Source organism: Plantibacter flavus, from assembly GCF_051487245.1.
Lineage (GTDB): Bacteria > Actinomycetota > Actinomycetes > Actinomycetales > Microbacteriaceae > Plantibacter > Plantibacter flavus_B.
On sequence record NZ_JAHVDH010000001.1, the window covers coordinates 312672 to 326310 of the forward strand.

General features: G+C 67.3%; 11 protein-coding genes. 9 read left to right on the plus strand and 2 right to left on the minus strand.

Features of this window, described 5'->3' with window-relative positions:
• Position 1: 1 nt before the first annotated feature.
• Positions 2–454, minus strand: coding sequence for an N-acetyltransferase family protein (locus KXS11_RS01425; RefSeq protein WP_437383664.1), 453 nt, complete (start codon positions 452–454; stop codon positions 2–4).
• Positions 455–737: 283 nt separating this feature from the next.
• Between KXS11_RS01425 and KXS11_RS01430 the strand changes: the two genes are divergently transcribed.
• From KXS11_RS01430 to KXS11_RS01470, 9 genes are all read left to right on the plus strand, one after another.
• A complete protein-coding gene (locus KXS11_RS01430; RefSeq protein ID WP_437383665.1) occupies positions 738–1952 on the plus strand; it encodes an NADP-dependent isocitrate dehydrogenase in 1215 nt (404 codons plus the stop codon).
• Positions 1953–2086: 134 nt separating this feature from the next.
• Entirely contained in the window at positions 2087–3424 is a 1338-nt protein-coding gene (locus KXS11_RS01435) for an ABC transporter substrate-binding protein (RefSeq protein ID WP_437383666.1), read from the plus strand.
• Complete coding sequence (locus tag KXS11_RS01440; RefSeq protein ID WP_437383667.1) at positions 3421–4371, plus strand: carbohydrate ABC transporter permease; 951 nt, start codon at positions 3421–3423, stop codon at positions 4369–4371. The genes KXS11_RS01435 and KXS11_RS01440 overlap by 4 nt, the downstream gene beginning before the upstream one ends.
• The gene (locus tag KXS11_RS01445) at positions 4368–5285 is read left to right on the plus strand and encodes a carbohydrate ABC transporter permease (RefSeq protein ID WP_437383668.1); all 918 of its coding nucleotides are present in this window, start codon (positions 4368–4370) and stop codon (positions 5283–5285) included. Before KXS11_RS01440 ends, KXS11_RS01445 begins: the two co-directional genes overlap by 4 nt.
• A gap of 81 nt (positions 5286–5366) precedes the next feature.
• Entirely contained in the window at positions 5367–6602 is a 1236-nt protein-coding gene (locus KXS11_RS01450; protein WP_437383669.1) for an ROK family transcriptional regulator, read from the plus strand.
• A gap of 174 nt (positions 6603–6776) precedes the next feature.
• Positions 6777–8126 (plus strand): extracellular solute-binding protein, encoded by a 1350-nt coding sequence (locus KXS11_RS01455; RefSeq protein WP_437383670.1) that lies wholly within the window; start codon positions 6777–6779, stop codon positions 8124–8126.
• 47 nt (positions 8127–8173) lie between these two features.
• Positions 8174–9082 (plus strand): carbohydrate ABC transporter permease, encoded by a 909-nt coding sequence (locus KXS11_RS01460; protein ID WP_437384125.1) that lies wholly within the window; start codon positions 8174–8176, stop codon positions 9080–9082.
• A gap of 1 nt (position 9083) precedes the next feature.
• Positions 9084–9917 carry a carbohydrate ABC transporter permease gene (locus KXS11_RS01465; protein ID WP_437383671.1) on the plus strand — a complete coding sequence of 278 codons (834 nt, stop codon included), beginning with the start codon at positions 9084–9086 and terminating at the stop codon, positions 9915–9917.
• Between the two features lie 87 nt (positions 9918–10004).
• A complete protein-coding gene (locus KXS11_RS01470; protein ID WP_437383672.1) occupies positions 10005–13025 on the plus strand; it encodes an alpha-mannosidase in 3021 nt (1006 codons plus the stop codon).
• A gap of 81 nt (positions 13026–13106) precedes the next feature.
• On the opposite strand, the gene KXS11_RS01475 is transcribed toward KXS11_RS01470, so the two are convergent.
• Complete coding sequence (locus tag KXS11_RS01475; protein ID WP_437383673.1) at positions 13107–13517, minus strand: hypothetical protein; 411 nt, start codon at positions 13515–13517, stop codon at positions 13107–13109.
• Positions 13518–13639 lie beyond the last annotated feature (122 nt).

Sequence of the window (13639 nt, forward strand, 5' to 3'; positions counted from 1 at the left end):
GTCACAGGCTGATGCTGCCGATGGTCTCCCCGTAGGCGGTCTCGCCGACAGGGGAGAAACCCACGCGGAGGAAGAAGGCCTCGGGACCGGAGTCGCCGGGCTCGTAGATGACGTTGACGTGGTCGAAGCCGCGCTTGCGGGCCTCCTCCATGAGGGAGGCGACGGCGAACCGGCCCACGCCACGACCCTGGTCGTCGGCGTCGACGTTGATCCGCCAGAGCGCCGAGCGGAACTCGTCCTGGGGTGACTCGTGGTCGAAGTTCGCGGACACGAAGCCGACGACCTCGTCGCCGTCGAGCACGACCCGCTGCCAGGAGGTGGCCGGGTTGACGACGGCCGCGGCGACGGCGTACGACACCGGGGCGATGAACTGCTCCTGCCCTGGTTTCAGGGTGAGCGCGTTGACCGCCACGATCGTCTTCGCGGACAGTTCTTCCAGTCGGAGCTCAGCCATGTCCTTAGGCTAACCTGTCGAGCCGATGCCGGGTAGCCCGCGAATCGACCGACACGCGGCGTTCACCGACATCCACGGGCGACCCACAGGAGACGAGGGGCACTGCGCGTCGGACCGCCCGGGAATTCTCTCGACATCAAGAGACCTCGTGGGTCTTGTAAGCTAGGTCACGGCCGTGCCGTCCCACCTTTCGGAGCGGCCCCTCCATGGCATGCGGAGCACTCCACCGCGTGCGCACCTCCGTAGGCCGCTCGGCTCAGGGCGGCACCAGAAAGGACAATCAGTGTCGAAGATCAAGGTCGAAGGCACCGTCGTCGAACTCGACGGCGATGAGATGACTCGCATCATCTGGCAGTTCATCAAGGACTCGCTCATCCACCCCTACCTCGATGTGAACCTCGAGTACTACGACCTCGGCATCGAGAAGCGCGACGAGACCGATGACCAGATCACCATCGACGCCGCGCACGCCATCCAGAAGCACGGCGTCGGCGTCAAGTGCGCGACGATCACGCCCGACGAGGCGCGCGTCGAGGAGTTCGGCCTGAAGAAGATGTGGCGGAGCCCGAACGGCACCATCCGCAACATCCTCGGCGGCGTCATCTTCCGCGAGCCGATCATCATCTCGAACATCCCGCGTCTCGTGCCCGGCTGGAACAAGCCGATCATCATCGGTCGTCACGCGTTCGGCGACCAGTACCGTGCCACCGACTTCCTGTTCAAGGGCGAGGGCAAGCTCACGGTCGAGTTCACGCCGGACGACGGCTCCGAGCCGCAGAAGTTCGAGGTCTTCCAGTCGCCCGGCGACGGCATCGCGCAGGTCCAGTACAACCTCGACTCCTCGATCCGCGACTTCGCCCGTGCCAGCCTCAACTACGGCCTGAACCGCAACTACCCCGTGTACCTCTCCACGAAGAACACGATCCTGAAGGCCTACGACGGCCGGTTCAAGGACATCTTCCAGGAGATCTTCGACGCGGAGTTCAAGGAGCAGTTCGAAGCCGCAGGCATCACCTACGAGCACCGCCTGATCGACGACATGGTCGCTTCGGCCATGAAGTGGGAGGGCGGCTACGTGTGGGCGTGCAAGAACTACGACGGCGACGTCCAGTCCGACACCGTCGCGCAGGGCTTCGGCTCGCTCGGCCTCATGACGAGCGTCCTGGCGACGCCGGACGGCAAGATCGTCGAGGCTGAGGCCGCGCACGGCACGGTGACCCGTCACTACCGTCAGCACCAGCAGGGCAAGCCCACGTCCACGAACCCGATCGCCTCGATCTTCGCGTGGACCCGTGGCCTGCAGCACCGCGGTGTGCTCGACGGCAACCAGGAGCTCATCGAGTTCGCCGCGACGCTCGAGGACGTCGTCATCAAGACGGTCGAGTCCGGCGCCATGACGAAGGACCTCGCGCTCCTCGTCGGCCCCGAGCAGAGCTACCAGACGACTGAGGAGTTCCTCGAGACGATCTCGGCGAACCTCAAGGCACGCCTGGCCTAGTCGCCACCAGAAACACGCCACGGGGCCCGGGAGCAGCTGCTCCCGGGCCCCGTTCCGTCTGCCCGGTGCCCTCCCCGTTCGGGGGCCGTGCTAGCGTCGACGGACCACCTCGACGATGAGTGAGGACCCACGGAATGTCACCGATGACGAGAAGACAGTTGCTGGCCTGGGCTGCAGCGGGAGGCGCGACGGCGTTGCTGGCCGGCTGCTCCACCCCGGGAACGGTCTCGCCGAACGCCGGCCCGACGATCGCCCCGGCGGTGTCGGGGGAGAAGATCACCCTCACCTACTGGGCCTGGCTGAAGGACTTGCAGAAGGTGGCCGACGTCTGGAACGCCGACCACCCGAACGTCCAGGTGGAGGCGGTGTGGATCCCGGGCGGGAACAACGGCGGGTACCAGAAGCTCTACTCGGCGCTCGCCGCCGGCGGTGGCCCCGACCTCGCTCAGGTGGAGATGCGCACGCTGCCGGAGTTCCTGCTCGTCAACGGACTCGTCGACCTCCGCCGCTACGGGGCCGACGAGTACGCCTCGCGCTACAACGAGACCCTGTGGAACCAGGTCTCCTACGTCGACGGGGTCTACGGCATCCCGCAGGACTCGGGTCCCATGGCGCTCTACTTCCGGCCGGACCTCCTCGAACGAGCCGGCGCCTCCGTGCCGACCACCTGGGACGAGTGGATGGTGACGGCCGCGGCCGTGCGCGAGGCCGGCATGTACCTCGAGTGCTTCGCACTGAACGACGCCTCCTGGTTCGCGGCCATGGCCACGCAGGCGGGAGCCTCCTGGTTCACGATCGACGGCGACACCTGGAAGGTCGACATGACGGACGACGCGACCCTCGAGGTCGCCCGGTTCTTCGACAAGGCGATCGACGACGGGGTGATGACGACCGGGTTCACGCAGTTCTCGCCCGCGTGGTTCGCAGCGGCGGCCGACGACAAGATCGCCTCTCTCGCGGGAGCGAGCTGGGGAGACGCCCTGCTGCAGGGCGTCGCTGGTGCTGAGGGCAAGTGGCGGGTCGCGCCGCTGCCCCGCTGGGGTTCCCAGGGCTACGGTTCGACCTTCCAGGGCGGCTCGACGGCCGCCGTGCTCGCGAACAGCAAGCATCCCAAGGAGGCGCTCGAGTTCGCCGTCTGGATGACGACGAGCGAGGCTGGTATCAACGCCATGATCGAGCACTCCGGCATCGGCTGGTCGCCGAACGACGACTTCATCGGTACGGCGCGGATGCAACCGAGTGAGTTCTTCGGCGGACAGAACTACAACGAGGAGGTCTTCGTGCCGGCGGCGAGGGATCAGAACAACGACTGGCAATGGTGGCCGCTGACCCAGCAGTCGTTCAACATCCTGGCCGACGGCTTCCGGAAGAAGGCCTCGGGCGGCTCCCTCGTCGATGCGGTGGTGGGCGGGCAGCGTGACATCATCACGGCGTTCCGCAACAAGGGCCTGCGGATCGAGGCCGCATCGTGAGCGCCGCGACGCAACGCACCGCATCACCGGATGCGGGGCTCGGATCCGTCGATCGCAAGCGGAGCCGTCGCACGTCTGTCGCCGCACCGTGGGTCCTGCTCGGACCGTTCCTCGCGCTGTTCATCCTGACCTTCATCCTGCCGATCGTCGTCGCGATCGGCAGCAGCTTCACACGCGTGCAGCGCCTGGGCGTCTTCGGGGAGGAGGGTGTCACCAGCGAGTTCGCGTGGTTCTCGAACTACGCGCAGGCGCTCGAGAACGGCAACTTCATCGCCTCAATCGGTCGCATGCTGCTGTTCGGCGTCGTGCAGGTCACCGTGATGATCGCGCTGTGCACCGTGCTCGCGCTCCTGCTCGAATCCGCCTCGGCGAAATGGCCCGGGTTCTTCCGAGCCGTGTACTTCCTGCCCTACGGGATCCCGGGGGTGATCGCCACGATCCTCTGGTCGTTCCTGTACGTGCCGGGTCTCAGCCCCATCGTCGACATCGCGGGCGCGATGGGCATCGAGCTCGACTTCCTCGGTGCAGGCACGGTGCTGTGGTCGATCGCGAACATCGTGACCTGGACGTACACCGGTTACAACATGATGATCATCGTCGCGCAGCTGAAGGCGATCCCGAACGAGGTTTACGAGGCAGCGAAGGTCGACGGCGCCGGACCGTTCCGGGTGGCGTTCAACATCCAGCTGCCGCTCATCCGGCCGGCGCTCATCCTCACGACGGTGTTCTCCATCATCGGCACGCTGCAGCTCTTCGCGGAACCGCAGGTCCTGCAGACCGTCGCACCCGCGATCGACAACGAGTACACGCCGAACCTCAGCGCGTACACCACGGCGTTCGCCTACAACGACTACAACGTCGCTGCAGCTCAGGCCGTCCTGATCGCACTGGTGGCCTTCGCACTCTCGTTCATCTTCCTGCGTCTGACCTCGAGGAGGGCCTCATGAGCGCCACCCGCAGCATCACGACGGCCGCGTCCGCGAAGCAGATCGACGTCCTGACCGAACGGCACCGGCGCTCACAGGGCTCCCGTGGGATGCGGATCCTCGTCACGGGCATCCTCGTCGTGGTCGCGGTGTACTTCCTCGTGCCCGTCTACTGGGTGGTCCTCGCGGCCACGAAGAGCACGGAGGACCTCTTCGCGAGCAACGGTTTCCTGCTCGGCTCCGAGTTCTCGCTGTGGTCGAACCTGCAGGAGGTGCTCACCTTCGACGGTGGCATCTTCGTCCGGTGGTTCGGCAACTCGGTGCTGTACGCCGGGGTCGGCGCGCTCATCGCGACCTATCTCGCGGCGGCCGGGGGCTACGCGTTGGCGAAGTACCGCTTCCGTGGACGGAACCTCGTGTTCGGCGCGATCCTCGGCGGTGTCCTGGTGCCCGGCACGGCGACCGCACTACCCCTGTTCCTGCTCTTCAGCCAGATGGGTCTCGCGAACACCTACTGGGCGGTGCTGCTGCCGTCGCTCGTCTCCCCGTTCGGTCTGTTCCTGTGCCGGATCTACGCCGACGCCACGATCGACGATTCGCTGATCGAAGCGGCACGGATCGACGGGGCGAGCGAGCTGCGGATCTTCCACACGGTCGGCCTGAAGATCCTGACACCCGCACTCGTGACGGTGTTCCTGTTCCAGCTGGTCGGGATCTGGAACAACTACTTCCTGCCGCTCGTGATGCTGTCGGACAGCAAGCTGTACCCGATCACGCTCGGGCTCAACAACTGGCGCAGCCAGGTGGACCGTCTGCCGGAGTTCTACGAGCTGACCACCGGCGGAGCGCTGCTGTCGATCATCCCGCTCGCGATCGCGATGATCGTCCTGCAGCGCTTCTGGCGCGGTGGGCTGACGGAGGGCTCGGTCAAGTAGTCCCGGGTGGGGCGCGCAGGAGCGTGCCGCCGGACGGGCATACTGTGATGGATCGATCCATCCGACACCCGAGGGGGCGACGTGCAACGAGGCACCAACCTGCCGGCCCTCGGCGGCTACAACCGTGCGGTCGTGCTCGACCTCATCCGGCGCGCGCCCGACGGGCTCAGCCGGGTCGAACTCGCCGGTCAGACCGGCCTCTCCGCCCAGACCGTGTCGAACGTCGCCAAGCGCCTCCTGGCCGACGGTGTCGTGCTCGAGGCCGGCAAGACGAGCTCCGGTCCGGGGAAGCCTCGGACCATCCTGCAGCTCGAAGCGCGGGCGCGGGTCGCGATCGGCGTCCACCTCGACCCCGGCGTCATCAGCTTCGTCATGCTCGATCTCGAGGGTCGGGTCATCGCCCATTCGCGGAGTCTGACGCCGTCCGCCACCTCGCCGGCGGCCGCGATCGATGCGATCGCCTCATCGATCGAGGCGCTCATCGACGAGACCGGTGTCGACCGGGAGCACGTGCTCGGCGTCGGGATCGCGGCGCCCGGGCCCATCGATGCGGCGCGAGGGATCCTCATCGACCCGCCGCTGCTCGTGGGATGGGAACTCGTCGAACTGCGTGACGCCCTGCTCGAGGCGACGGGCCTGCCGGTGCTGCTCGAGAAGGACGTCACGGCGGCAGCGGTCGCCGAACTCTGGCTGCGATCGGGTGAACAGCGCGACAACTTCGCCTTCTTCTACTACGGCACCGGCTTCGGGATCGGGCTCGTCCTCGGGCATGAGGTGGTGCGGGGCTCGAGTCACAATGCCGGGGACGCCGGGCACATCATCGTCGACCCGCGGCTCGGCGGCGACCGCTGCTCGTGCGGTCGGACCGGGTGCGTCGGTGTGCTCATCGCTCCAGCCCAGTTGGTGCAGGAGGCGGCGCTCGCCGGCGTGGTCGAGACGGCCGCGGGTGAGCTCGATGCCGAGCGGGTGCTGCGCGGGCTCGAGGCGCTCGTGGCAGCGGGGGAGCGGGGGAACCCGGCGGCGTCCGAGCTGCTCGACCGGACCGCTGCGCGGATCGCCGACGCGCTCGTGACGGTTGTCAACCTCCTGGACGTGGACCGGATCGTGTTCGGCGGACCGTTCTGGCAACCACTCGGCCAGGCCTTGCTCCGCCGACTGCCGGAGGGGCTGGCCGGGAACCCGGCGCTCGTGCAGCGACACGAGATCGTCCTCGCGGAGTCGGGGGCCGAGCGTGACATCACCGCGGTCGGCGCGGCTTGCCTCGTGCTGGACAACACGTTCTCGCCGCGACCGTCAGCGCTCCTCCTCTCCCGCTGAACCGCCGCCGCACGGCTCAGGGTCGACCGAGGCGGAACACCCGGACGGATTCGTCACTTCGATGGAGAAACCTCTTGACAGTACTTAATCAATTCGATTGAGTTATCCAAGACCAACGCACGGACGACGACGAAGCCGCTCGTGGAGGAACGGTCGTGGAGCAAGGGAGCATCCATGAAGCGCACACTCAGCGTCGTCGCCATCACGGCGGTCGCCGGTCTCACTCTCGCCGGTTGCAGTGGCGGGGGAGGCGGAGACGCCAATGAGCTCAAGGTCGCGTACCAGAAGTTCGGTACCTTCACCCAGCTCGACGACCACATGAAGCAGGTCAAGGCGGCGTACGAGGAAGCGAACCCCGGTGTCACGGTCAAGCTCATCCCGATCGAGGCGCAGCAGAACGACTACTTCACGAAGCTCGCGCTCATGAACAAGTCCGCGTCCACCGCCCCAGACATCATGTACGAGGACACCTTCATGGTGAAGTCCGACGCCGACGCCGGCTACCTCGCGCCCCTCGACGAGTACCTCGGCGATTGGGAGGACTGGGACACGTTCTACGAGAACGCGAAAGCCGCGGGCCTCGGCGACGACGGCAAGACCTACGGCATCCCGATGGGAACCGACACTCGTGCGCTCTGGTACAACAAGAACCTCTTCGCCGACGCCGGACTGCCCGTGCCGTGGGAGCCGAAGACGTGGGCAGACGTCCGTGAGGCTGCGGAGACCATCAAAGCCGCCGACGCCGACGTCATCCCGTTGAACATCTACTCCGGCAAGGCGCAGGGTGAAGCCGCGACGATGCAGGGCTTCGAGATGTTCCTCTACGGCACCGACGACACGCTCTACGACACGGACTCGCAGAAGTGGGTGATCGGTTCGCAGGGCTTCATCGACTCGCTCGAATTCATCGGAGACATCTACCAGGACGGACTCGGACCGACTCCGGAGCAGGCCCTCGACAAGAACGTCGGCACGTCGATCGCGAACGAGTGGCTGCCGCAGAGCACCCTCGCGATGAGCCTGGACGGCTCTTGGCTGAGCGGCACCTGGCTCGAGACCGGCACCGCGCCGTGGCCCGAGTGGAACGACGTGATGGCTCAGGCACCGATGCCCACCCAGGACGGTCAGGCGCCGGGCGCGACCAGTATGTCCGGCGGGTGGACGCTCGCGATGGGGTCCAAGAGCCAGAACAAGGACGCCGCCTGGAAGTTCATCGAGCTCGCCCTCGACAAGGACAACTCGCAGAGCTACGACATCGCCGCCAGCCAGATCGCGGTGCGGAGCGACGTCTCCGAGGACGCCGACTACCAGGCATCGAACCCGACGTTCGGGTTCTTCTCGAAGATCGTCGACGTGACCCACTTCCGCCCCGCCACGAGCGATTACGCCAAGATCTCCAACGAGATCACCGTCGCGATGGAAGCGGTGATGACCGGTCAGCAGAGCGCCGAGGAGGCAGCAGCCGCCTACGACAAGGCGGTCATCGGCATCGTCGGCGAGGCCGGCACCACCGAGGCGAAGTAGTCGTCGTGGCCACCGTCGTCGCCCCGACGGGTGCGGGACGAGCGGGCATGCGCCCGCCCGTCCCCTCCCCGGAGCGGCGCCGCGTCGGCACGCGGAGGAGTCTCATCCGCTCCCTCCCGCTGCTGCCCGCGGTGCTGCTGCTGACCGTGTTCCTGCTCGGCCCTGTCATCTCGTCGTTCTACGGCTCGTTCACCGACTCGTCGTTGTCCGGATCCGCGGCCCAGGGGGCGTCGTTCGTCGGCTTCGACAACTACGTCGCCCTGTTCCAGGACCCGGACTTCCCGAAGTCCGTCCTGCTCACGTTCGTCTTCCTCATCGCCTCGGCGATCGTCGGCCAGAACGTGCTCGGCCTCGGCCTCGCGCTGCTCATGCAGTCGGCGAACGGGGTCGTGCGTGGCGTGGTCGGGACGCTCGTCGTCGGAGCCTGGGTGCTCCCGGAAGTCGTGGGCGCCTTCGCCGCGTACGCCTTCTTCAGCGCCGACGGCACGCTCAACAGCCTGCTCGCGACGATCGGGATCACCGGGCCGAGTTGGCTCTACAGCTTCCCGATGCTGTCCGTGATCCTCGCGAACATCTGGCGCGGCACCGCGTTCTCGATGCTCGTGTACACGGCGGCGCTCAACGACGTGCCGCCCGAGATCACCGAGTCGGCGGCGGTCGACGGCGCACGCGGGTGGCAGCGACTGCGCTACATCGTGCTCCCGATGATCCGTCGCAGCATCTCGACCAACCTCATGCTCACGACGCTGCAGACCCTGTCGGTGTTCGGACTCATCTTCGTGATGACCGGCGGCGGACCGGGAACCGACAGCACCACGCTGCCGCTGCTCGCATACCAGGAGGCGTTCAAGTTCGGCGAACTCGGGTTCGGGACGGCGATCGCGACGATCCTGCTCGTGGTCGGAGCCCTGTGTTCGATCGTCTACCTGAAGGCCCTGAAACCGGAGGTCGACTGACATGGCCATGACCTCACCGAGCGGCACCTCCATGCGTGTCGTCTCGAACACCGTCCTCGTCGTCATCGGACTGTGCTTCCTGCTGCCGATGCTGTGGCTGCTGCTCGCGTCCCTCGACACGAGCGCGACGCTGTCGGTGAAACTGCCGGAGACCTTCTCGCTCGCGAACTTCATCGCGGTGCTGACCCCGGAGACGGCACTCATCCCGCTGCTGAACTCGCTGCTGCTCTCGGGTGGGTGCGCGATCATCACGGTCGTATGCGCCGTGCTCGCCGCCTACCCGCTCTCGCGGTACCGGATGCGCGTGAACAAGCCGTTCCTCTACGGGGTGCTGTTCGGCACCTGCCTGCCGATCACCGCCATGATGGTGCCGGTCTACAGCCTGTTCGTCGCGTTCAACCTCATCGACTCGATCGGCGGGACGATCCTGTTCCTCGCGGCGACCTCGCTGCCGATGGCGATCTGGATGATGAAGAACTTCATGGACTCGGTCCCGGTGAGTCTCGAGGAGGCCGCCTGGGTGGACGGTGCGTCGATGATGTCCACGCTCACCCGCATCGTCGTGCCGCTCATGCGGCCTGGGATCGGTGTCGTGTTCATCTTCGTGTTCATCGGGGCGTGGGGGAACTTCTTCGTCCCCTTCGTGCTCCTTCTGAGCCCCGAACAGCAACCCGCGGCGGTGAGTATCTTCACCTTCTTCGGACAGTACGGCTCGGTCGCCTACGGCCAGCTCGCGGCGTTCTCGCTCATCTACTCGATCCCGGTCCTCGCGCTCTACGTGCTCGTGTCCCGGACCGGTGGCTCGTTCGCGCTCGCCGGGGCGGTCAAGGGGTGAGCCGCCGGACCGCCGCAGGCCGCGCACCGCCAGGCATCATCGGATCACCGCCCAAGCGTCACCTCACACCAGTCGAAGGACCTCTCCATGCACCATGACGACGCGCTCATCGAAGCCCGTATCGCCCGCTTCGTGCCGGAACGCCTCACCCCGGCCGTCTTCCGCCGCAGCGCTCCGCTCTCCGTGACCGCCTGGGAGGTACCGGATGAACCGGTGCCGTTCGCCACGGCGATCACGGCGGAGTTCACCCCCTTCTCGGTCGGTTCGCCGTGGGGCAAGCCGTGGGGGACGACCTGGTTCCACGTCACCGGCACCGTGCCGACCGGGTGGGATGACGCTGACACCCGCATCGAACTCGTGATCGACCTCGGGTTCGCCATCACCCAGCCCGGTTTCCAGGCGGAAGGACTCGTCTACGACCCGAGTGGCCGGATCGTCAAGGCGCTCGAACCGCTCAACATGCACGTGCCCGTCACCGTGGGTGCCGGTGGCGCGATCGACCTCTGGGTCGAGGCCGCCTCGAACCCCGACGTCGCGGGCGACTGGAACTACGCGCCGACGCACCTCGGTGACAAGGCGACCGCGGGAACCGATCCGATCTACCGCCTCCGTCGCGTCGACATCGTGCAGCTCGACCTCCCCGTGTGGGAGCTGCTGCAGGACATCTGGACCCTGGACGGGCTGCGCCGCGAGCTCGGTGCAGAACTCCCTCGACGCGCGGAGCTGCTGCGAGGACTCGGCCGCGCCGTGGAGGTCGTGGACCCGGAGGACGTCGCGGGCACTGCGCCGGCGGCCCGGGAGGTGCTCGCCCCACTGCTCGCCTCGCCCGCCTACGCGAGTGCGCACCGCATCATCGGCGTCGGCCACGCGCACATCGACTCGGCTTGGCTCTGGCCCGTCCGCGAGACCATCCGGAAGTGCGCGCGCACCTTCTCCAACGTCCTCGACCTCATGGACAACGATCCCGACTTCATCTTCGCCTGCTCCTCCGCCCAGCAGTTCGCGTGGATGCGGGACCACTATCCGGAGTTGTTCGAGCGGATCCGTGCCCGCGTCGCCGAGGGGCGCTTCGTGCCGGTCGGTGGCATGTGGGTCGAATCGGACACGAATCTGCCAGGCGGCGAGGCGATGGCACGGCAGTTCGTCGCAGGCAAGGGCTTCTTCCAGCAGGAGTTCGGCCTGGACCTCACCGAGGTGTGGCTGCCCGACTCCTTCGGGTACTCGGCCGCGCTGCCGCAGATCGTGACGGCGGCGGGGGCTCGGAACTTCCTGACGCAGAAGATCTCCTGGAACGAGACCAACCGGTTCCCGCACCACACGTTCCGCTGGGAGGGCATCGACGGCACGAGAGTGTTCACGCACTTCCCGCCGGCCGACACGTACAACTCCGTCCTCGCGGCGTCGGACCTCCACCGTGCACAGCGGCAGTACCAGGAGAAGGGCGAGTCGAACGTCTCGCTCATCCCCTTCGGCTACGGCGACGGCGGCGGCGGGCCGACGCGCGAGATGCTCGCAGTGGCGGAGCGCACGCGTTCACTCGAGGGCTCGCCGACGGTCGAGATCGCCTCGCCCTCCGCGTTCTTCGCTGCGGCCAGGGAGAGCTACTCTGCGCCACCGGTCTGGTCGGGGGAGCTCTACCTGGAGTTCCACCGCGGCACGTACACCTCGCAGGCACGGACCAAGCGCGGCAACCGCAGGAGCGAGCACCTGCTCCGCGAGGCGGAGTTGTGGGCGGCGATGGCCGCGATCCGTTCGGGTGTCGAATACCCGTACGACGCCCTCGCGACCTCGTGGCACACCGTGCTCCTGCAGCAGTTCCACGACATCCTTCCGGGCTCCTCCATCGCCTGGGTGCACCAGGTCGCCGAGGCGAACTACGCCGAGGTCGCCGAGCGGCTGAATGGGCTCATCTCCTCGTCGCTCGACGCGCTGGCGGGCGGCGCGGGCGAACCGGTGCTCGCCAACGCGTCACCATATGCCGTCGACGGCATACCGGCGCTCAGTGTGGCACCGGCGGTCGAACAGGCTGGAGCCGAGCTCAGTGGAACGGCGGACGGCGGCTTCGTCCTCGACAACGGACTGGTCCGCGTCGCGGTCGACGGCCGTGGCCGGATCACCTCGGTGTTCGACGTCGTCGCCGAGCGGGAAGCCGTCGCACCGGGTGAGGCCGTCGCCGAGCTGCAGCTCTTCCGGGACACTCCGAACCAGTGGGACGCATGGGACATCGACGTCGAGTACCGCAAGCACCTCACCGTCCTCGACGAGGCGGAGTCGGTCGAGATGGCTGAGGCGGGGCCGGGCAGGGTCGCGGTACGAGTGGTGCGCAGCTTCGGCTCGTCGTCCATCACGCAGACCATCGCTCTCGGCGCCGGTCGTGCGACCGTCGACCTCGTCACCGACATCGACTGGCACGAGCGGCAGAAGCTCCTGAAGCTCGCTTTCCCGCTCGACGTGCGCGCCGACCAGGCGAGCTCGGAGATCCAGTTCGGGCACGTCGACCGTCCGACCGCGGTCAACACCTCGTGGGACTTCGCACGGTTCGAGACGGCCGCGCACCGCTGGGTGCACGTCGGCGAACCTGGCTACGGATTCGCCGTCGCGAACGACTCGACCTACGGGCACGACGTCACGCGGTCCACGCGAGAGGACGGCGGCACGACGACGCTCGTGCGACAGTCGCTTCTCCGCGCACCGGTGTTCCCGGACCCGGACGCAGACCAGGGGCGTCACGTCCTGCGCTCGACGCTGACGGTGGGAGCCGCGATCCTCGACGCCGCGGAGGAGGGTTACCGCATCAACCTGCCGCTTCGCGCGGTGCAGGGTGCCGCGGTCGAACCGCTCGTCTCGGTCGACGACCCTGGCATCGTCGTCGAGGCGGTGAAGCTCGCGGAGGATCGATCGGGTGATCTCGTCGTGAGGTTGTACGAGGCCTCGGGTGGGCGGTCGACCGGTCGGGTGTCCTTCGGCTTCCCGGTCGCATCGGTCCGACGCACCGACCTCCTGGAACGTGAGTGGGGCGTGCAGCCCGACGTCGGCGACGACGGATCGGTCGCGCTGCGACTGCGCCCGTTCGAGATCGTGACGCTGCGCATCGCCCGCGCCGAGTAGTCGGCCCGTACGCAGGAAGTGGCCCCGTATCGTGTGATCCGGGGCCACTTCCTGCGTACGGTGAGCCGTCGCGGCTCGGGCTCAGAGGCTGCAGGTGGTGCCGAGCGTGGTGAACTCGGTCTGGAGCTTCGTGAGCGAGTCGGTGAGAGCGGTCTGGTCGGCGCTCGCGGGGTCGCCGACGGCGGTCTTCGCCTGCTTGATGAACGCGTTGAGTGCGTCGACCGAGGCGTCGGCCGCGGTCTTGACCTCTTCATTGGTCACCTTGTCGGCGGCGGCGCTGAAGGTGCCGGCGAAGTCGTCGAGCTGCGTGACAGCGCCCTCGGGGTCGGAGGAGAGCGAGCTCAGGCCGGACTGCAGTGCAGCCGCCGAATCCGTCACCTCGGATTCGATGACCTTGCAGGCGTCGGCCTTGCTCTGGGCGCCACCGGAGCAGCCGGTGAGGAGCAGTCCGACGACGGCGATCGCGCCGATGAGTGCTGCGTTCTTCTTCATGGTGTGTGTGCTTCCCCCGTGTTCGGTGCCCGTACCCGGGCCACCCGCGCGCTGCGGGTCTGGTTCCAGGCTATCGGGTGATATCCACCAAGCGATGGGGACTTCTGCCTGCCCGAATGTAA